Consider the following 22,512-nt stretch of genomic DNA (forward strand, 5'->3'; position numbering starts at 1 on the left):
CATCAAAGCTCAGATTTGATAATTGAGTCCACCTACAACACGCTAGGACAAATCACTATGGAACGGGTGCTGCACATTTTCCCTGATGGGAGTCTGTATGAAATGGAAGGCGAGATAGCAGTAAAGGCGATCGCCACCAAAGGACAAGTAAAATTGCTCTCAAAAGCTTTGCGATTCACATTAGCTAAAACATTTATTACTGCACCTCCCGATAAAGTTACTCCTCAAGTTAGGGAAATAGGAATTCGGGGAGGAATGACGATTAACCAAGATGGGGTGAATTTGATTAAATCTTTTGAGCGAATGGAGTTAGAAGCCTATCTGGATGCTGTTGGCATTTGGACAATTGGATACGGACATACCCAAGGCGTATATGAGGGAATGACAATTACTGAAGCGCAGGCCCAGGAGTTGCTCAGAAAAGATTTGGCAGAATTTGAAAGCGCTGTCTCTGAGGCTGTGGAAGTTGATATCAATGAAAATCAATTCTCAGCTTTAGTGTCTTTTAGTTTCAATTTGGGTGCAGGCTCTCTATTCGAGTCAACGCTTTTAAAACTTTTGAATCAAGGTGATTTTCAGGGTGCGGCTGATGAATTCCCGATCTGGAATAAGGCAGGGGGTCAAGAATTAGAAGGATTGACGCGGCGGCGGAAGGCTGAGAGAGCTTTGTTTTTAGGGGAAGATTGGGCAGTTTTTTAGATGTCGCTTCCACAGTGAAATCATATCTATAAGAAAGGAAAAAGTCAGCAACTCCACAAAATCTGAGAAATATATGGCTAGCGCACCAAATTCAACCGACTCAAAGTTTTACGCATTACTGATCGGGGTAGACTGCTACCTGCCTAATCAGTTGTATAAAAATCTTAAGGGATGTGTGCGAGACATTAACCTTGTGGCAAACTATCTCCTGAAGACACTCGAAATTCCGTTCGAGCAAATTTTTAAGTTAACCTCTCCTAATCCTGACACTATTGAGGCAATTCAAGCGCCAGACATTCTGCCAACTTATAAAAATATCGTGGAGAATTTTCAGATTATTACGGAATTTGCTCAGCCTCAAGATCGAGTTTACATTCACTATTCCGGGCATGGAGGACGTGCAGCAACCATCTATCCAGAACTCAAAGGAGAGGGACAAAATGATGAGGGAATTGTTCCCATGGATGTCGGTGAATCAGACGGATATTATTTACGCGATGTAGAGTTGGCGACACTCCTAAAACGCATGACTGATAAGCAACTGATTGTCACTGTTGTTTTAGATAGTTGTCATTCTGGAGGGGCGACGCGAGGCGATTGCGATATTCGAGGTTCAGAGTCGGCAGATTTTGCAACACGTCCCAAAGATAGTGCTGTTGCTTCCCGCGATGAATTGATTAGGAATTGGCAGATATTGACAGAGGGAAATGGTTCTTCCTCAGCATGGTTGCCGCCATCAAAAGACTATGTTCTGCTAGCCGCTTGCCGTCCCACTGAGTATGCTTTTGAGTATAACGTTAATGGGAAAGAACGACATGGAGCGCTGACTTACTGGATGATCGATACTCTGACAAGCACGACTTCAGGTATAACTTACAAATCGCTGTACGATCGCATAAACGCTAAAATTCAGAGCAAGTTTCCCGCTCAAATGCCCATGTTGCTCGGTGAGGGCGATCGCTTAGTCTTTGGGAGCGATCGCATCTCTACCCAGTATGCTGTAACGCTGATGCAGGTAGACGAAAACCAGAAGCAAGTCACATTAAATGCAGGACTCGCTCAAGGATTGAGCAGCGGTACAAGATTTGCAATTTATCCGCTAAACACAGCAGATTTTTCCAATAAGCAGCAACAACTGGCAATTATTGAAATCACAGAAGTTGAAGCGTCTACTTCCCAGGGTAAAGTTCTAGAAGCTGACATCGGTGGGATGATAGTTAAAGGACAGATTGAGCAAGGTGCTCCAGCAGTTATGGTATCTGCACCTGTCGATTTGGTGCGTCGAGTGCGCTTGTTTGACCAAAAACAAGTCGGCGACAAAGAGCATGAATTGCCGGCGGAGTTAGCAGGAAAGCAAACGCCTGTTTTAGAAGCTGTGCGGCAAGCTTTAATAGATAATGGTTGGCTTCTTGAATTGCCACCGAATGACGAGCGAGAAGCTCATTATCAAGTTGCGGTTGGCCGCAATGGCGAGTACGAAATCTGTAGTGGAATGCCTCTTAAAAATCTCAGGCCACCACTCGCGATCGATCATCCTGATGCGGCAGCAACTTTAGTCGCTCGTTTAGTTCATTTAGCTAAATATCAGACTGTTCAGGAACTCGACAATCCCGCTTCCGAACTAACAGACTGTCTTGAATTTGAATTGTGTGATGCCAATAAACAACCCTTCCCTAGTTCAAGTAACATCACCCTAGAAAATCGAGAAGCAACATATCTACGAGTCAAGAATACTTCCTCCGAACCGCTCAATATTGCAGTGCTTGATTTAGATCCTACTTGGGCTATATCTCAGATTCCTATTAAAAGAATTGAAGCGCCTTTTGATCAGTTACAAGGTCGAGAACAGAAATTTATCGGACGGCTGCGTTTTTCAGTGCCGGAAATAGAGGGATACGAGCAAGTGACAGAAACACTCAAGCTGTTTGCAACTCGCGGACTAGCTGATTTTCGATGGCTAGCACTCGCTCCTCTGGATGAAGAATTAGAGAAAAAGGGAAATCTCAATCAAGAACTAGAAAACCTCGCAAAGGAGTTTACCCAAAGGGGAGAAGCACAAAGCATTAGTCCTCTGAACAATCTGTTGACGACTATCGGTGCTGATGTTGATAATCCGCCTAGTGTCGCTCGTAAAATGATTTATGAACCTGACCCTAATGCAGAGTGGGTGGTAAAACAGATACGGATGGTTATCAAACGATAGTAAATCACTAAAACTATCATGATGAGGACTAAGGCTAAAGAAACCCGGTTTCTTAAAAAAATATTGGTTCGGAGACGAGAATTTTACGAATAAACCCGGTTTCCGACCCGCGTGCGGAGCGTCCCGATCGCCTAATGTTTCCACCCAAATATACCGCTGGGTTAAATATATGAAAAAAATTCTAATTTTAGCATCCAATCCCAGAAAAGACCTGAACCTAGATCGAGAAATTCGAGACTTAAATAAGGTGATAAAACGCCAGGGAAAGGATGCTCAATTCGATGTAGAAATTGAGTTGGCAGTGCGTCCAGACGATTTGCAGGAGCTGTTATTAGAGCATGAACCGCTAATTATCCATTTCTGCGGACATGGAACAGGAGAGCAAGGTTTGGTACTACAAAATGATGCAGGACGGGAACAGTTAGTCAGTACAAATACTTTCTCCAGCGTACTTGCACTTTATGGTAAGATTCAATGCGTTTTGCTGAATGCTTGCTACTCAGAAATACAGGCTCAAGCCATCATTGAGCATATTAACTTTGTGATTGGGATGAGCCAAGAAATTCGAGATGATGCTGCGATAGCTTTTGCGACAGGCTTTTACCAAGCATTAGCTTATGGAAAATCAATAGAGGAGTCTTACAAGCATGGCTGTGTTGCGATTCAAATTAAGATTCCCGAAAAAATTACTTCGGGTTCGCGCAGTCTCGAAGGAACTCGCAAGTTTGAACTGATCGATCCGATTGAAGAAGTTATTGTCATACAAGAACATTTAAAGCCTGTTCTCATGAAAAAATCAGAACTGGCTAGAATTCCCGAATATCGAGCAACAACTTATTTAGATAATTCATCGGATTTGAGAGAAGCACTAAAAGCAGAAATTGCCCGCAAACGATATCGAGAACAAGCGAGAGAAGTTTGGGATGATTTTGGACAAGTTCCTGCTAGAGTTCAACCGCTGACTCAACGAGAATACCGTTACAGACAGGCTTTACTGAATCGAGTCAAGGATTCCTGGATCAAAGGATTTTTAGCCAACGCTCTGCATACCCAGGTTCTGATTGAATGCAACACAAAAGAACGTCCCGATGCCGTGAAACGTCCATTTGATGATGTAGATGATGTGCCTGTAGAACTCGATGAATCCTTTGAAGAACTACAGGAAACAGAGATTTATGCAGAGATGGGGACAGGTAAAACGCTGCTGATTTTAGGGGAACCCGGAACCGGAAAAACAATTACTCTCCTGAAGATAGCACAGCGCTTGGTTGCTCGCAGCGAACAAGATTTAAGCCAGCCTATTCCAGTAGTGTTTACCCTATCATCTTGGGGAAATAAGCGACAGACTATTGCTGAATGGTTGGTAGATGAACTCAATAATAGATATAAAGTTCCTCCATCTTTGGGTAAAAATTTGATTGAACAGGAAGAACTAATTCTGCTGTTGGATGGTTTAGATGAAATTGCCGAAAAATATCGCAATGCTTTTGTTCGCGCTTTGAATCAATTTATAGAAGCTCATGGCGTTACTGACATCGTTGTGTGCAGTCGTGTCCGAGAGTATGATGCTCTATCAGAGCGTTTAAAGCTATGCAGTGCAATTTGCATTCAACCGTTAACTTCCGAACAAGTTTACCAATATTTAGATGAGGCAGGAAACCAACTCATCCATTTAAATAAACTGCTACAACAGGATACTGAATTAGAGGTGTTTGCCAGAAATCCTTTGATTTTGAGTGTGATGAGTTTGGCTTATCGGGATTGTTCGCGGGCAGAGCTGTTAAGCCAACTTAGCTCACGAGAGCAACGCTATCAACGCTTATTTGATACTTATATTAAACGGATGTTTCAACGGGGTAAAAAAGTTAAGCCCTATTCAGAGCAGCAAACGAAGCGATGGCTGCATTGGTTGGCAAAAAGCATGGTTAAAGGGTCACAAACACTATTTTTGCTTGAGCAGTTACAGCCGAGTTGGTTACCAAATAAAATTCCAATAAATGTTTATTATAAAGTTGGTGTGGCGCTGCTGACAGTGTTAATGTCGGGGATAATTTGTTTGCCAATTGGGATGATTATTTGGTGGCTGGAATATGTGTCGGGAATAAAGCATGAACTGATTGTCGTTCTGATTCCTGTAGTGAGCAAAGGAATGACTGCGGGATTGATATTTGGGTTGATTGTGGCGCTGGCAAAACTAGAAATTAAACCAGTGGAAAGCATAAAATGGTCTTGGCAGGAAGCGAAAAGAAGTCTAACTTACGGGCTAAGTTTTGGAGTAATTTCTGGGCTAATTTTTGGAATACAAACTGCGCTGGTTTTTGGAAATCCTGCTTCTGCTAATATGCTCGGAGCGTACAAATTACTCGGAACACAGAGAGCAGCGCTGATAACAGGTTTAGCTCAGGGGTTGCTTGGAATACTAATTTATTGTTTGAGTCGGGGCTTTAGAGGCCCAGAAATAGATACAAGAATTTTCCCCAATCAGGGTATCTGGAAATCTGCTAGAAGCGCGGGGTTATTGGGACTGTTAGGAGGGCTGGTAGTAGGGCTGCTACAAGGGTTGCAAGGAGGGTTAATAGTAGGCCCGATGGTAGGAATAACCGGACTTAAGGCAGTGATGCCAGCTTTGGGCGGAGGCTTTTTTTATGGATTATTTCTAGGGGTAATTTTTGGTGGAAGTGCTGCGTGCATTCAACACTTTACTTTACGTCTCATCCTTTACTTTCACAAATACGCTCCCTGGAACTATGCCCGCTTTTTAAATTATGCTGCTGACTGTCTTTTTCTGCAAAAGGTTGGGGGTGGGTATATTTTTGTTCACCGGATGTTGCTGGAACATTTTGCTGGGATGAAGCTGGATTAGAGTTGGATTGGAAGTTGGGCGATCGCATCCTAGCAACAAGCGATCGCCCTAAAACCTCCTCCCTCACAACAGTCAGCCGTAGGAAAGCGTAGCGAATCGCCCCAGCAACAAAAACTACTCATACTAACGATATAATCTTACAAAAAAATTCAACCCAAAGGAGCCTTTACTAATGACCCACTTCGGCATTCTCTGTCCGGCAGGCGACGGCCACTTCAACCCGATGACAACTTTGGCCAGCGAACTACTTCGCCGAGGACATCGAGTCACGGTATTTGGATTCCCCGATGCTCAAGCAAAAACTCTAGCCAGCGGATTAGAATTTCATCCATTAGCTGAAGATGAGTTTCCCGTTGGCTGGTTCGCAGAAATCCTTACCCAACGCGGAAAACTTAGCGGACTGGCGGCATTGCGACATACTCTTAAGGAAGTTGCCAAGACTTCGACTGCTATTCTCAGAGAAGCTCCCATCGCCATTAAACAAGCCGATGTAGAAGCTTTGTTAGTAGACCAAGTTTCACTGGAAGGAGGAACAATTGCCGACTTTCTAAACATTCCTTTTATCACAGTTTGCAGTGCGTTACTCTTAAATCGAGACCCCAACCTTCCACCCATTTGTACCCTTTGGTCATACAGTCCAACTTGGGGAGGACGCTTACGCAATCAAGTCAGCTATCAGTTACTCAATCTGCTTGCCAAACCGATTCGAGAGGGCATCGCCCAGTCTCGCAAAGAGTGGAAATTACCTTTGCACTCTCACCCGAATGATGCTTACTCTCAACTGGCTCAAATCAGTCAATCACCTGCTGAATTTGAGTTTCCCCGGCCAAATTTACCCCCGCATTTCCATTTCACCGGCCCTTATCACAACAGGGCCACGCGCAAATCTATACCTTTTCCCTTTGAAAAATTAACAGGTAAACCCTTAATTTATGCCTCAATGGGAACCATTCAAAATCGCTTGCTGGAAGTTTTTCAAACCATCGCCTCTGCTTGTGAAGGGTTAGATGCTCAATTGGTCATCGCTCTCGGTGGTGGCGCTACTCCTGAATCTTTACCTAAATTACCCGGAAATCCGATCGTTGTTGGCTATGCACCGCAATTAGAACTGTTGCAAAAAGCGGCTCTCACGATTACTCACGCGGGGATGAATACAACCTTGGAATCCTTGAGCAATGGAGTACCGATGGTGGCAATTCCTGTGGCGAACGATCAGCCGGGAGTGGCGGCGCGGATTGCTTATACTGGTGTTGGTGAAGTGGTTTCTTTGAAGGAGTTGAGCGTTGCTAAATTGCGATCGACAATTCAGAAAATTCTAACCCAAGAGTGTTATAAACAAAGGGCGATGGATATGCAAGGGGCGATCGCGCGATCGGGAGGAACGAAGCGCGCCGCTGACATTATCGAACAGGTTGTCTTGACCGGAAAACCTGTCTTGGCTTCTAAAATCTAAGCTGTAGAGTCAAATTTATACTTCGGGACGCACTAGGAACCAAGAAACCGGGTTTTTTAACCGAGATTCAGGATTTTAAGCAAATATTTCGTTAAAAAACCCGGTTTCTGACTACCCGTGCGCTGAAAATCTCAAATCTAAAATCTCAAATCTAAAATCGCCTCACATCTTGTGCGATCGGCATATTTATGCTATGTTCAACGCACCGTTGACCGCAGGGTGAATATGCTGACTCTTCCTGACGTTGAAGTCACAAGTCAAATCTACGAAAGCGCAAATTCCCTAGTTTACCGAGGATTTCGGCGATCGCACAGCCAGCCGATCGTCCTCAAAGTCCTCAAAGAAAATTATCCCACACCTCAAGAACTCGCGCGCTACCGCACTGAGTATAAGATTACTCAATCCTTGAACCTGACTGGCTGTATAAAAGCCTACGATTTGCAGCAATATCAAAACACGCTGGTGATGTTTGTTGAGGATTTTGGCGGCGAATCCTTGAAAATTTGGACGCAGCAACAAAAATTTACTATTGAAGAATTGTTACGAATTGCGATCGCCACCGCTGAAAGTTTAGGACAAATTCACGCAGCCAACATCATCCACAAAGACCTCAACCCTTCAAATATCGTCTTCAATCCAGCTACCCGCCAGCTAAAAATCATCGACTTTGGCATTTCTACACAGTTAACGCGAGAGAATCACAGCCTAAGAAATCCCAACATTTTAGAGGGAACTCTTGCTTATATGTCGCCGGAACAAACCGGCAGAATGAACCGCAGTCTCGATTACCGCACAGATTTTTATTCCCTCGGTGCTACCTTTTACGAACTTCTGACGCACCAACTGCCTTTTGACACTCATGATGTGCTGGAATTAGTACACAGCCATCTCGCCAAACAGCCGCCATCTCCATCCCAGGTGAATCCTGAAATTCCGCAAATTCTTTCGGATATTGTGATGAAGTTAATGGCGAAAAATGCTGAAGAACGCTATCAAAGTGCTTTGGGAATTAAAGCCGATTTAGAATCTTGTTTGAATCAATTGCACGGCAATAATACAATATCAGTTTTTCCGTTAGCTTGTCAAGACATTTCCGATAAATTTAAAATCCCGCAAAAACTTTACGGCAGAGAGCGAGAAATTGCCACTATTTTAACTGCGTTCGATCGAGCTTCCGAGGAAAGCCAAATGTTTCTGATTGCGGGTTATTCTGGGATTGGGAAAAGCGCGATCGTCCAAGAACTCTACAAACCGATTACTCAAAAACGCGGCTATTTCATTTGCGGCAAATTCGACCAGTACCAGCGCAACATTCCCTACAGTGCTGTTGTCAGCGCCCTGCGAGAATTAGTCAAACAGTTATTAGCTGAAAGTGAAGTACAGCTACAAGAGTGGCGGCAAAAATTATTAACAGCTTTAGGAATCAACGGTCAAATCATTATTGATGTAATTCCCGAAGTAGAGTTAATCACAGGCAAGCAACCAGCCGTACCAGAAGTAGGGCCGAGCGAGAGCCAAAATCGCTTTAATTTAGTGTTTCAGAATTTCATTACAGTCTTTATTAAACCCGAACATCCTCTGACTGTATTTATAGACGATTTGCAGTGGGCTGATGGCGCTTCTCTCAAGTTAATCGAACTGTTAACGAGCGGTAGGACACCTGGTTTGTTTCTAATTGGCGCGTATCGAGATAACGAGGTTTCTCCCGCTCATCCTTTAAGCTTGACAATTGAAGAAATTATCAAAAATGGAGCCAGTGTCGATCGCATTTTTCTGTCACCTTTGGATTTAGCCACCGTCACTCAATTGATTTCCGATGCGCTGAATTGCCGCGAGGAAAGAGTCACAGCGCTTGCTGAGTTAGTGCTGTTAAAAACAGGTGGCAATCCTTTCTTTATGAATGAATTTCTCAAAGCGCTTTATACGGAAGGGTTGTTACAATTTGACTTTACCGCTGTCAGATGGGAATGGGATTTAGAGGAAATTAAAGCGAGGGGCTTCACTGATAATGTTGTCGAATTGATGGCTGGTAAAATTCAACAACTGTCAGATAATACGCAGGAAACGTTAAAAATAGCAGCCTGTATTGGCAATCAATTTGAGCTGAAAACTTTAGCCTCGCTTTGCGAAAAATCTGTGGGAGAAATGGCGGATGATTTGCACGCATCCGTTGCGGAAAATTTAGTTTTGTTGCTGGGGAATATGGGAGATGTGGAATTAGAAATTGCCGGAAAATTACCCAGCGATCGAACCCTAGAATACAAGTTTGTTCATGACAGAATTCAGCAAGCTGCTTATTCGCTAATTGCCGAAGAGGATAAGCCGATCGTCCACAAACAAATAGGACAAATGCTGCTGCAAAATACTTCGATATACAAGCGAGAAGAAAAAATATTTGACATTGTTAATCAACTCAATTTCGGCTGCGAGCTAATTTCCCATCAAACAGAAAAAGATGAACTGGCCCAGTTAAATTTGATTGCTGGCAATAAAGCCAAGGCATCAGCGGCTTATCAGCCAGCTTTCAACTACCTGCAAACAGGGATAAATTTGCTGGGAGAAAACTGTTGGCTGGCGCAATACAAGCTCAGCTTGCAATTGCATCAAGAAGCCGCAGAGGCAGCTTATTTTTTTGGGGATTTCGATCGGATGGAAAGTTTAGCTGCCCTCGTGCTGGAAAATGCTAAAATCGCGGTCGATCGAGCAAAGATTTACGCTCTTAAAATTCAAGCAGCGCTGTCTCAAAGCAACTTTCAAGAAGGCATAAAAATCGGTTTGTATTTTCTACACTTATTGGGGATAAATTTACCGGAAAACCCAGACATGAGGGATGTTGAAAAAGGGTTTGAAGAAACAAAATCTCTTTTAGAGCGCTGGAAAATAGAGCACTTGCTAGACTTGCCCGAGATGACACAACCCGAACCACTGGCCGCTTTATTGATTTTATCAAAACTAATGGGGGCTACCTATATAGCTAATCCCAACTTAATGATATTAATGGTTTTAGCTAATGTCAATTTATCGATCGAATATGGAAATTCTATTTTGTCTGCTTTTGCTTATGCGACATACGGCGTTGTATTGTGTGGGATTGTTTTAGATATTGAGTTGGGTTATCAGTTTTCTCAATTGGCATTAAAGTTAGTAGAACGCTTTAATGCTCGGGAAGTCAAAGCTAAAGTTTTAGATGCTATTGCCCATCACATTCTCCATTGGAAAAAGCATTTAAAAGAAACTAGAGCGATGTTATTAGAAGCTTATCAAAGTGCGGTTGATACAGGAGACGTGCAATTTATTGGCTATATTTTATTCGAGCGACCTTTTAATTCTTATGCAATGGGCTTTGAACTTGGCAAACTAGAACAGGAAATCGTAAATTACAGGGAAAGTATTAGCAAATTCAGACAAACAAGTAGCTTAAATTACCTCTCTATGGTTTTAGAGGTGGTTCGCAATTTACAAGCTAAGTCAAACAATACTATTCAGTTGATAGGAGATGCTTACAATGAAGAGGAATCGCGGGATGTATATCTCTTAAATAATGACAAACACGGGTTGTTCTTGCTTTATTTCAACAAACTGATTTTAGGTTTTTTATTTGAAGATAATTATGTAGCGATCGATAATGCAGACCTGGCACAACAGTATATAAGCGGCGAGACAGGAATAGTTGCTGTTCCGATATTTCACTTTTATGATTCTTTAGTTTATTTAAAATTAGCGAGCGATCGAACACCGATTGAGGATAAAAATAATTGGCTCGATCGAGTGACTCTCAACCAAGAAAAAATGTGTAAATGGGCGCAGCACGCTCCCATGAATCACTTGCACAAATTTTATCTAGTTGAAGCTGAAAAAGCGCGAGTTTTAGGGCAATTTCTCGAAGCAATGGATTATTACGATCGCGCCATTTCCCTCGCCAAAGAACACGAGTACATTAACGAAGCCGCCCTCGCCTACGAACTCGCAGCTAAATTCTATTTATCCAGGGGAAAAGAACTCACAGCCAAAGCTTATATGCAGGAAGCTCGTTACTACTATCAACTTTGGGGTGCGGCTGCTAAAGTCAAAGATTTAGAAATGCGATACCCGCAATTATTTACGCTCGATCGACCTACAAATAAAGCCATTTCAACCACTATATCAACTACTGGCAGCCGTTCTAGTTCTTCCTTGGATATCGATACAGTCATGAAAGCTTCCGAGGCAATTGCGGGCGAAATTGTCCTGGATAATCTACTTTCCCGACTGATGAAAATCCTCATTGAAAATGTGGGGGCGCAAACAGGTTATTTGATTTTAGAAGAGCAAGGTAAGTTGCTGGTGAAAGCTGAAGGTGCAGTCAATGACGATCGCATCAAAGTATTGCCCTCTATTCCGATCGCAAATTGCCCGGAAATTTGCGAAGCCGTTATTAATTATGTCGCTCGCACTCAAGAAAATTTAGTGCTAAACGATGCAACTCGCGAAGGACAATTTACCAACGAACCTTACATCAAAACACGTCAGCCCAAGTCTATCTTGTGTGCGGCTTTGATGGATCAAGGTCAACTGAGCGCGATCGTCTATCTCGAAAATAACCTCACCGCCCAAGCTTTTACTCCCGAACGTTTGGAAGTTTTGCAATTGTTATCTGGACAAGCGGCGATCGCACTTACCAACGCCAAACTCTTCTCCGAAGTAAAAGAACGCGAAAGCCGTTTGACTCAATTTATCAATGCAATGCCGATCGGCGTAAGTGTCCACGACACCACGGGACAAATCACCTACGCAAATCGCACAGCGCATCAACTAAGCGCGATTCCGACTATACCCGAAGCAAATACTGAGCAATTAGCAGAAGTTGGTCAAGTTTATCTAGCAGGAACTAACCAGTTATACCCCACGCACCAAATGCCCATTGTGCGTTCTTTAGCGGGTGAAACGGTCAAAGTAGACGATATGGAGTTTCATCGACCTGATAAGATTGTTTCCTTGGAAGTTTCCAGTACGCCCATTGTTGATGAAACGGGTAAGATTAATTATGCGATCGCCACTTTTGCCGATATCACCGATCGCAAACAAGCCGAAAAGCTGCTAGCCGACTACAACCGCACATTAGAACAGCAAGTGAGCGATCGCACCCTCGAACTCCAGCGGGAAATCACCGAGAGAAAACGAGCCGAATCCGCAGCCCAAGCAGCCAACCAAGCAAAAAGTACATTCCTCGCAAATATGAGCCACGAATTGCGAACTCCCCTCAATGCAATTCTCGGTTTTTCCCAACTAATGAATCGCAGTTCTAACCTATTTCAGGAACAGCAAGAACACCTGAATATTATCAGCCGCAGCGGCGAACATTTGCTCGCACTAATCAACCAAGTATTAGATTTGTCCAAAATAGAAGCCGGACGCGCGACGCTGAACGAGACAAACTTTGACCTCCACCGCCTGCTGAACGACCTCGAAGATATGTTTCAACTTCAAGCAGAAAATAAGGGATTGCAGTTATTAGTAGAGCGGGCGTCAGGCGTTCCGCAATATGTGCGAACCGATGAAATTAAATTGCGCCAAATCTTGATTAACCTGCTTTCTAACGCGATTAAATTTACCTCCGCAGGCGGCATTTCTGTGAGAATAAACCGTCAGGAGTTTGCTCGGAAAATCTGCTTTGAGATCGAAGACACCGGAGAAGGAATGGATGCTAGTGAATTAGACAAACTATTTGCAGCTTTTGTGCAAACCAAAACCGGGGAAAAATCCCAACAAGGAACCGGATTAGGTTTGACAATTGCCCGTTCTTTTGTGCAGTTAATGGGCGGTGAAATGACGGTTAAATCTCGTGCGGGAGTCGGTACAACTTTTCAATTTGACATTAAAGTTAAAGCCGTGGAAAGTGCCGATCGCCCACCGGAACAGCAAAGGCGGCGAGTAATTGCGATCGCACCGAATCAGCCCCGCTATCGAATTGTCATTGCAGACGACGCTCAAGACAACCGCCAACTCCTAGTTAAACTACTTTCCCCCTTGGGTTTTGAAATCTACGAAGCCCAAAATGGGATAGAAGCAATAGAAAAGTGGGAGCAATATGCACCGCACTTAATCTTTATGGATCTGCGGATGCCGGTGATGGATGGCTATGAAGCAACCAAACAAATTAAAGGCACTACCAAAGGTCAAGCAACAGCAATTATTGCCATCACAGCAAGCAACTTTGAAGAAGAGAAAGCCGTAGTTCTTTCTACCGGATGCGATGATTTTATTCGCAAACCATTTAGGGAAGCAAACATATTTGATGCCCTGCACAAACACATCGGAGTGCGATTCGTATTTGAAGAACTAAATGCAGCGCCCAGTTTCCCAGAAAATGAAGTAAATGTATTGACAAAAGCCGCCTTTTCTGAATTGCCTCCTGAGTTAGTAGCCAACCTCCAGCAAGCCATTAGCAATCTCGATTTGGAACAGATGCAAACAGCGATCGGTCAAATCCGCGAAATCAATCAGCCCTTAGCTAGGGCGAGCGCAACCTGCATTAAAAATTTTCAGTACGAACAGTTGCTAAATTTAATCCACACATTGAGGGAGGAAACATGAACAAAAACCTCAGTTTTACCCGCCCCGAAAGTATCTTAATTGTTGATGATTGTCCTAACAACTTAACACTTTTAAGCGGGATACTATCGACCGCTGGGTATAAAGTTCACCTAGCCCCAAGCGGCAAATTAGCTCTCAACTTTATCCAGTCCAATTTACCAGACTTAATTTTACTCGATATTATGATGCCTCAAATGGACGGCTACGAAGTCTGCGAGCAGCTCAAAGCTGCTGAACAAACTCAAGATATCCCCGTAATTTTTATCAGCGCTTTGCAGGAAATATTTGATAAAGTCAAAGCATTTTCGGTGGGCGGAATAGACTACATTACAAAACCTTTTCAGCAACAAGAAGTTTTAGTGCGCGTCGAAAATCAATTGCGGATTAGAAGGCTTTCTCGACAACTGATCGACCAAAATATTCTGGAAGAGCGCAACCGGATGGCGCGGGAAATTCACGACACTTTAGCGCAAACTTTTACAGGAATTATTATACATTTGGGAGTCGCAGAACGGCTAATAGCAGCCAATCCAGAACAAGCGCGATCGCACATCCAAACAGTGTGCGAACTGGCTCGCTCTGGACTTGGTGAAGCGCGGCGCTCTGTAGAATCTTTGCGCCCGCAACTTTTAGAAGATGGCGACTTGTATAGCGCTCTCAATTACATTACCAAACAAATGTCATCTGATACTAATACCCGCACTATTGTTGAAGTAGTTGGCACGGCATATTCCCTGCCCTTAGAGGTGGAAAATAACCTGTTGCGCATCGGGCAGGAAGCGTTGACAAATGCTTTTAAATATGCCAAAGCTACGGATATTAAAATTAATTTGGTTTACGAGACATCGAAGTTTATTTTGCGGGTGCAAGACAACGGACAGGGATTTGACACGGAAAGTATTTGTTTTAGTAATGGCTTTGGTTTATTGGGGATTAGAGAACGCGCGGGACGCATTAACGCACAATTGGATATCAACAGTCAGCCGGGGGATGGAACGGAAGTTATAATTGCAATTGATCGGGAGTCATAAAATAAAGTGCGCCATCAGCACAATATAGCATAAATTTGTAGTGAGGAATTCATATCATGTCCGGTCGATTACATAACAAAAACGGTTCGGAACGCACGTGCGGACTTGGGTCCTCCGCCTGAGAGCGGACTTTCGGGCGCACTACGAACTAATCTTGTTGCGATCTAGCGGACATGATATCAGTCATCTTTGATAAGATTAACAGGGAAACTATGACTAACCAATCAAATATTATTCGCGTTTTAATTGCCGACGATCATTATATTGTGCGGCAAGGTTTAGTGGCGCTGCTGGAGCACGAATCAGATGTGAAAGTTGTGGCGCAAGCCAGCAACGGGGAGGAAGCTGTGACGATGTTTCGCGAACATCAGCCGGATGTCGCGCTGATGGATTTGCGGATGCCTCAAATGGATGGAGTCGCGGCCATTGCTGCGATTTGTGGGGCGTTTTCTACCGCGCGAATTGTCGTATTGACGACTTATGATGGTGATGAAAATATCTATCGCGGATTGCAAGCGGGTGCTAAGGGCTATCTGCTTAAGGATGCGGAACCGGAGGAAATTTTGACAGCAATTCGGGCTGTTTTTGAGGGGAAAAAGTACATTCCGCTAGCTGTGGGTGTTAAGTTAGCCGATCGCCTCAGCGGGCCCTCCTTGAGCGATCGCGAATCAGAAGTCATCCGCCTGATCGTCGCCGGTAAAAGCAACCACGAAATTAGCGAAGTGCTGCACATCAGCGAAAGCACAGTCAAGTTTCACATCAACAATATTTTGAGCAAGATGGGAGTTTGCGATCGCACGCAAGCCGCCATTGCCGCCTTAAAACGGGGGATTGTCAGCCTGTAGTTTACTTCTGAGTATTTTTACTAAAAATTATGACTATTATGACGGGAAGTAATGACAAATAAGACCTTAAGTTTTACGTCAAAACTTTTGAGCAAGGCTAAGGTAGAGCTAATAGGACAAATTAGCTCGTATCAAAAAAAATGCTTTATTCACTTTTGCCCAAGTCTCAACTCAAACTTCGCGTTTTAAAACAGTTTGCAGCCGCTGTTTCGGCGTCTTTAGCCCTCAGTGCAACAACCAGTTTGAAACCCTCGCCGGTATTAGCTGCTGGCGATATCCCCCCTGCAACTCAAACCTCGATCCAGCTAGCAGCAAAACCTGATTCTAGCTTGCAGCTAGGGCAGTTGCGCGCGACTGTTCCCGTGCAGACAATGCAGCTCGATGCGGGTGGATTTATCCCGATCGCGATCGGCGGTATGATAATTATCCTAGTGCTACCGCTATTTTTTGGCGGATTAGTCGTAATTGGCGATCGCGAAGTTGGCATTGTCAGTAAAAAGTTTAGCTTCAACGGCAAATCTTTACCCGCAGGCGATTTAATTGCCTTAAACGGAGAAGCTGGATATCAAGCTGATACTTTGCCTCCCGGCTGGCACTGGGGTTATTGGCCTTTGCAATATAACGTCCGCAAAGAGTCTCTAACTGTAGTTCCCCAAGGTGAAATTGCCCTAATTATCGCAGCAGGCGGTCAGCCGATTCCGCCGCAGCGAATCCTCGGCAAATTCACAGAATGCGACAATTTTCAAGATGCTCGCAAATTCCTCAAAGGCGGCGGCGAAAAAGGCAGACAACTCGGCATCCTGACTGGTGGCAGCTATCGAATAAATACGGCATTATTTACCGTAATTACAGCAGCAAACGCTCCCAAGCACGGGATGACACCAGAACAGTTGAAATTGTACAAAATCGCCCCGGACAAAGTAGGAATTGTCACAACCTATGACGGCGTTCCGATTCAAGATGGCGAAATTGCCGGCCCGATTATTCCGAATCACGACAACTTCCAAAACGCGCAAAAATTTATCGGCGGTGGCGGGCGGCGCGGTTTGCAGGAACAGGTTTTGCTTTCCGGTTCGTGGAACTTAAACCCTTGGTTTGTCGGGGTTGAGCAAGTGGCGATGACCGAAATCCCGATCGGCTATGTCGGCGCCGTGATTTCCTATGTCGGCAAAACCTCGGAAGATGTCAGCGGCGCAGCTTTCACCCACGGCAATTTAGTAAATGTCGGCAACAAAGGCGTGTGGGTGACTCCTCTTTATCCCGGGAAACATCCGCTGAATACTCGCATTTTGAAAGTAGAGTTAGTACCAACTACTAATATTGTATTGAACTGGTCTGGCAAAACAGAACGCCACAGTTACGACTCTAAACTTTCATCTTTAACTGTGCGTTCTCAAGACGGTTTTGCCTTTGATTTAGAAGTAGCTCAAATCATTCACGTTGGAGCTTTGGATGCTCCGAAAGTCATCTCTCGCGTCGGTTCGATGCAGAATTTAGTAGACCACGTTTTGCAGCCGACAATCGGTAATTATTTCCGCAACTCTGCTCAAGCTTATTCTGTGTTAGATTTTCTATCGGCCAGAAGCGGCCGGCAAGCGGAAGCCGCCGAGTATATCAAAGCAGCTTTGCGCACCTATGACGTGCAAGCAATTGATACTTTGATCGGTGATATTTTGCCGCCTGCTGAGTTGATGCAAACTCAAACAGACCGCAAAATTGCTGAGGAACAGTGCAAGACTTATGAGGTGCAGCAAATAGCACAAACTCAGCGGCAACAATTGGTAAGAGAAACTGCTTTGGCTGAGATTCAACAAGAGATGGTGAAATCGGAACAAGGCGTGAAGATTTCTGAGTTGAAAGCGAATTCTCAGGTGAAACAAGCTCAAGGCGAGGCTGAATCTATCCGGGTGAAGGGAAATGCTCAAGCTGAAGCTTATCGCGCGGGTGTTGTGGCTTTGGGCGGTTCCGGTTATACAGCTTTGCAGTTAATGCAAATTATAGGCGATCGCCAGGTGCGAGTTGTGCCGGATGTTGCAGTTAGCGGCAACGGTAGCGGCGGCGGTTTGGTTGACGGTTTGCTGGGAATGATGATGTGGAATCAAACGAGCAAAAATGGGGAAAATGGCGGGGAGTTGCCGATAATTAAGTTGGAAAAATCGCAGCCTGCTGTTGTGGAACCTGCGGCCAAGTTACCTGTAGCAAAGGTGAATTCAACCAAGCCACCAGTTGCGAAGTCTGAGGCTGTTGCAGAGTCTAATATTGATTCGCGAGCAAAGGTGCTTTCAGCGCCACCGGTGGCGAAGTCAGAGGATGTTGGAGAGTCTGATATTGATTCGCTGTTTGATGATTTGCCGTTTGACGAAAAATCTTTTAGTTAGATCGCTTTAGAAGACTGGGCGAATAGAATTTTACTCGTTACCAGGCGCTTTGCCTGGTAACGCAGATGCTTTGGCTCTGCCTCGACTGTTCCCATGTTTCCCATCTTCTCATCAAGCCTCGCGAGGCAGAGCCTCTAGACATGGGTTCCCAGGCACAGCGAAAGGAACCAGTCAAACCAGTCACAACCAGTCACAAACCAGTCACAACCAGTCACAAATCAGTCACAAGCTTTTAGTCAATAAGGACTAAAGTCCTTACTACAAACAAAATCTAGTTTTAAATTCAAGCAGTTTTTTTAACTGGATGCAGCGGAAAGAAAACAGCGGGCGAGACGCAGAATAAATCAGCAAGTTTTTGTATGTGTTCGGTTGTAAGTTTGCGCTTTTCACGAAGGATATCGGAGACAATAGATTCGGTCTTAAAAATATGAACTAGGTCTTTTTGTCTGAGGTCAAACTTTTATATCAAAGCATTTAATAGTTCTACTCCATAAATATCAGGTATGGGTTCTAAAGTTTGTTCGTATTCATAAACAAGCATTCCCAATAGGTTGAGGTAGTCGCATTCGTCGGGAGTCAATTCGCCTTTGTCCAATAGAGAGTCGCTCGTTTCTTGAGTTGCGATTAATTCTGACTCCACAGTTATGGGTCGCGGTGGAAATGATTTAAGCAATTCAATATAAGCATTAGAGTTATTCATGAGATTATTCACTCTTAATAGAACACAATATTATCATCTATACTCTCCGTTGCGACAAATCGCAGTACAATCGATCGATATTGCATATGAGGAATCTCCCATGTCAGACCAGTTTTCCACCGAGATTAGCGATCGCATCTGCACTCACATGAACGAAGACCACGCTAGCGCCGTAGTTTTGTACGCTCAAGCCTACGGCGGCCAACCCGAGGCTACATCCGCTCAAATGCTCGCTATTGATGCCAACGGCATGGATTTAACCGCTCAAGTCAATGACGAAATAGTGCCAGTCAGAGTAAAGTTCGATCGCACTTTAACAGACGCCGAAGATGCTCACCACACTCTGATCGATATGGTGAAACAAGCCCGAAAAGTTGCTAAGTAGCCAAATTATCCCTATTCTGTTATAATTTCAAGGTTCGTTCGCAGTACGGACTTTAGTCCGTTTAAATCCTCGCTCCGGACTAAAGTCCGAACGATCAAACCTTGAGTCTGGTGAAATGCTTAAGAAGGACTAAAGTCCTTACTACAAACAAAATATTTAATCTCGTTAAATTTACATCTAATATATCAAATAAAATGACAGAACAATACACCCAACCCAGAGAATTCGATGCCATCAATGCCAGTCAAAATAACCCTTTCGAGGCACTGGTAAAGCGACTGGATTTGATGATTCGCGCCCGGTACTCCCTGCTGTACATTGTCGGCGCGGAAGAGGAACCAGTCGAAGCTGTAATTGCCCAAGTAGCACTACAAGTAACTCCGGCGCGCCGAGTATTGTTCTGGGATATCGTGCGCGGCTGGGAAGATAACGGTTCTGGGAAAGGTTCGGTAATGGCGGCGCTCGATCGCATCGGCAAGACCGCTGTCGAAGAATATACCATATTTGTACTGCGGGATTTGCACCCTGTTTTAAAATCTCCCTACACCGACAAAAATGCTCCGGTAGTCCGGGAATTGCGCAATTTAACGCGGGAATTGAAGCGCAGCAAAAAAACGATCGTCCTCACTTCTCACGCGCTGGAATTGCCGGAAGAGTTGAAAGAAGAAGTAACAGTAATTGATTTCCCTTTGCCCAACGTCCAAGAAATCAATCATTTAATTTCCCACGTTGTGGAAAAGCCGGAACAGTTGCAAGTTAGCGGCTTAGCAAAGGAACAGTTAGTTAAAGCTTGTCAAGGTTTGAGCCGCGCTCGCATCGGGCGGGTTTTAGCTAAAGCTTTGGCCGCCAAACAGCAAATTAACGAGTCAGATATTGATGGAGTTTTGGAAGAGAAACAGCAAGCAATTCGCCAAACGGGAATTTTGGAATTTTTCAATTCCCGAGAATCCCTGAAAAATGTGGGCGGATTGGAGAATTTGAAGCAGTGGGTAAAGATGCGGCAAGATGCTTTTACAGACGAGGCGCGCCGCTACGGTATACCCAATCCTAAGGGTGTTTTGTTAGTAGGAATTCAAGGAACGGGCAAATCTTTATCGGCGAAAACTATTGCTTGTGAATGGCGTTTGCCGCTGCTGCGTTTGGATAGCGGGAGATTGTTCGGCGGCATTGTCGGGGAAAGCGAAAGCCGCGTTCGGCAAATGATACAATTGGCAGAGGCGATCGCACCTTGCGTCTTGTGGATCGATGAAATAGATAAAGCCTTCGGCAACATCATCAGCGGCGGCGACGGCGATTCGGGAACTTCGCGCCGGGTATTCGGCAGTTTGATCACTTGGATGCAGGAAAAAACCAGCCCGGTGTTTATTGTAGCAACTGCAAATAACGTGCGGATTTTGCCGGCGGAGTTGCTGAGAAAGGGCAGGTTTGATGAGATTTTCTTTTTGAATTTGCCCTCAGAATCGGAACGGCAAGATATTTTTAAGGTGCATTTGCAGCGTTTGCGCCCAACTAGATTGCGCGATTTTGATTTGGCAATTTTGGCGAAGTCTTCTGAGAATTTTAGCGGTGCGGAAATTGAGCAAGTTGTGATTGATGGATTGTACCGGGCTTTTGGGACTTTTGTGAACGGGCAGCGCCGGGATTTGACGACGGAGGATGTTTTGAGGTCGATCGAGGATACTGTACCTTTAGCTGCGATCGCGCGATCGCAAATTGAAGATTTGAAGCGCTGGGCGGCGGCAGCGGGTGCGAGAACAGCTTCTAACGATACTCGATTGATCGATGAATTGAAGCGCTACAGCCGGCCGCTGGGAGGAGATGCGATCGACAATTAACGCATAGATTGATTTGGTAGGGACTTTAGTCCTTAAACTGAACCATTACCTCATCAATCATTCCCAATCTAAAATCTAAAATCTAAAATCTAAAATCGTAAAACCGAACCTCCGCAGACGGATAACACCCTAATTGCAACATTAACATCTCAGTTACATTTCGTTACGATAAGGAAACAGAGAGCAAAAAACTCTCCCCTATAATATCAGAGGTAGCCAATTATGAACGGTACATTTCGCGTCGGCAACCTGTTTGGAATTCCCTTTTTTGTCAACGCTTCTTGGTTCCTAGTCCTGGGTTTAGTAACCTGGCAGTACGGCGGTGCACTAGCCCTGTTTCCCGCATTAGGCCCCGTAGCGCCGTGGCTGCTGGGATTATTCACAGCCCTGCTGTTATTTGCTTCCGTCTTGGCCCACGAATTAGGACACAGTTGGGTAGCCATCAAACAGGGAATTGGCGTGAAATCGATTTCGCTGTTTCTGTTTGGCGGGCTGGCTAATTTAGAAAGAGAATCGAAAACGCCAGCAGAAGCATTTTGGGTGGCAATTGCAGGCCCGTTAGTTAGCTTATTTTTGGCTGGTTTGTTAACAGTTATCGGCGTCGGTGCAGCCCTCACAGGCCCCGCAGCAGCCATCGTCCAACTTTTAGCTTCCATCAACTTAGCTTTAGCCTTATTTAACTTAATTCCCGGTTTGCCCCTCGACGGCGGCAACATCCTCAAAGCGATCGTCTGGAAGATTACCGGCAACCCTTACAAAGGCGTAATTTTTGCTAGCCGCGTCGGTCAAATCATTGGTTGGATTGCCATTGCTACAGGCATCTTCGGCAGTATTTGGAATCTAGTAATCGGTTGGTTCTTGCTGCAAAATGCCGGTCAGTCTGCACAATATGCCACAGTCCAAAATCAACTCGCAGGGCTGACTGCCGCAGATGCTTTGACCCCCGAAAGCCCGATCGTCCCAGAAAACTTATCCCTCAGAGAATTTGCTAACAACTACGTCATCGGTAGCACTCACACCTGGCGCCGGTTCCTAGTTACCGATGATGCTGGACAATTGGTAGGGGCGATCGACCTTGACGACATGAAAACCATTCCTACCGGAAGCTGGCCCCAAGTTCAAGTTAAAGAACTGCTGAAGCCGATCGAATTTACCACCACCGTCAAACCCGAATTATCCCTCCTCGAAGTCGTCACCCTTCTGGAACAACTTAAAGTTCAAGAACTCCCCGTAATTCGCGAAAACGGTGTCCTCGTCGGGCTTGTAGAAAAAGCTGAGATTGCCCGCCTGCTGCAAAGACGGACTCAAGCAAACCCTGCTTGATACCCTCAGATACTTGACAAATAACACCTGTTTCCCAAAAAGAATCCAACTGTAGGGAAACTCCCTACTCTGGTAATCCTCAGTCATTCCCAATTCTTCAATCGAAAATCGAAAATCGAAAATCGAAAATGGTATAATAGTTAACCCCCTCGATTTACCTTACCAAAAGGGCGATCGGGGGGGTTAACTGTAGCTGTACAAAAGTTAAGTAAAATACTAAATTA

The 22,512-nt window shown here is 44.6% G+C and carries 12 protein-coding genes; 11 read left to right on the forward strand and 1 reads right to left on the reverse strand.

Annotated features, from left to right (window positions below; all coding sequences use genetic code 11):
* The first annotated feature begins 15 nt into the window (after positions 1-15).
* The 8 genes from QUB63_RS16065 to QUB63_RS16100 all read left to right on the forward strand — a co-directional run bounded on the left by QUB63_RS16065 (position 16) and on the right by QUB63_RS16100 (position 18,045).
* The gene (locus tag QUB63_RS16065; RefSeq protein WP_332946255.1) at positions 16-699 is read left to right on the forward strand and encodes a lysozyme; all 684 of its coding nucleotides are present in this window, start codon (positions 16-18) and stop codon (positions 697-699) included.
* Between the two features lie 73 nt (positions 700-772).
* The gene (locus QUB63_RS16070; RefSeq protein WP_332946256.1) at positions 773-2,902 is read left to right on the forward strand and encodes a caspase family protein; all 2,130 of its coding nucleotides are present in this window, start codon (positions 773-775) and stop codon (positions 2,900-2,902) included.
* 148 nt (positions 2,903-3,050) lie between these two features.
* Complete coding sequence (locus QUB63_RS16075; RefSeq protein WP_332946355.1) at positions 3,051-5,765, forward strand: CHAT domain-containing protein; 2,715 nt, start codon at positions 3,051-3,053, stop codon at positions 5,763-5,765.
* A gap of 172 nt (positions 5,766-5,937) precedes the next feature.
* On the forward strand, positions 5,938-7,218 hold the full coding sequence (locus QUB63_RS16080) for a glycosyltransferase (protein ID WP_332946257.1): 1,281 nt from the start codon (positions 5,938-5,940) through the stop codon (positions 7,216-7,218).
* Between the two features lie 225 nt (positions 7,219-7,443).
* Positions 7,444-13,791, forward strand: coding sequence for an AAA family ATPase (locus QUB63_RS16085; RefSeq protein ID WP_332946258.1), 6,348 nt, complete (start codon positions 7,444-7,446; stop codon positions 13,789-13,791).
* Positions 13,788-14,822, forward strand: coding sequence for an ATP-binding response regulator (locus QUB63_RS16090; RefSeq protein WP_332946259.1), 1,035 nt, complete (start codon positions 13,788-13,790; stop codon positions 14,820-14,822). The genes QUB63_RS16085 and QUB63_RS16090 overlap by 4 nt, the downstream gene beginning before the upstream one ends.
* 212 nt (positions 14,823-15,034) lie before the next feature.
* Positions 15,035-15,667, forward strand: a complete 633-nt coding sequence (locus QUB63_RS16095) for a response regulator transcription factor (RefSeq protein ID WP_332946260.1) — start codon at positions 15,035-15,037, stop codon at positions 15,665-15,667.
* A gap of 140 nt (positions 15,668-15,807) precedes the next feature.
* Positions 15,808-18,045: an SPFH domain-containing protein gene (locus QUB63_RS16100; protein ID WP_332946261.1), complete on the forward strand. Its 2,238-nt coding sequence runs from the start codon at positions 15,808-15,810 to the stop codon at positions 18,043-18,045.
* 460 nt (positions 18,046-18,505) lie between these two features.
* On the opposite strand, the gene QUB63_RS16105 is transcribed toward QUB63_RS16100, so the two are convergent.
* Positions 18,506-18,745, reverse strand: a complete 240-nt coding sequence (locus tag QUB63_RS16105; protein ID WP_332946262.1) for a transcriptional regulator — start codon at positions 18,743-18,745, stop codon at positions 18,506-18,508.
* 100 nt (positions 18,746-18,845) lie between these two features.
* Here QUB63_RS16105 and QUB63_RS16110 point away from each other — a divergent pair, with 100 nt between their 5' ends.
* The 3 genes from QUB63_RS16110 (at position 18,846) to QUB63_RS16120 (ending at position 22,288) form a co-directional block, all read left to right on the forward strand.
* Positions 18,846-19,130: a DUF2470 domain-containing protein gene (locus QUB63_RS16110; RefSeq protein ID WP_332946263.1), complete on the forward strand. Its 285-nt coding sequence runs from the start codon at positions 18,846-18,848 to the stop codon at positions 19,128-19,130.
* Between the two features lie 194 nt (positions 19,131-19,324).
* Positions 19,325-20,965 carry an AAA family ATPase gene (locus QUB63_RS16115; protein WP_332946264.1) on the forward strand — a complete coding sequence of 547 codons (1,641 nt, stop codon included), beginning with the start codon at positions 19,325-19,327 and terminating at the stop codon, positions 20,963-20,965.
* Positions 20,966-21,187: 222 nt separating this feature from the next.
* A complete protein-coding gene (locus tag QUB63_RS16120; protein ID WP_332946265.1) occupies positions 21,188-22,288 on the forward strand; it encodes a site-2 protease family protein in 1,101 nt (366 codons plus the stop codon).
* Positions 22,289-22,512 lie beyond the last annotated feature (224 nt).

The sequence above is a fragment of the Microcoleus sp. ARI1-B5 genome (genome assembly GCF_036705795.1).
Classification (GTDB): Bacteria; Cyanobacteriota; Cyanobacteriia; order Cyanobacteriales; family Microcoleaceae; genus Microcoleus.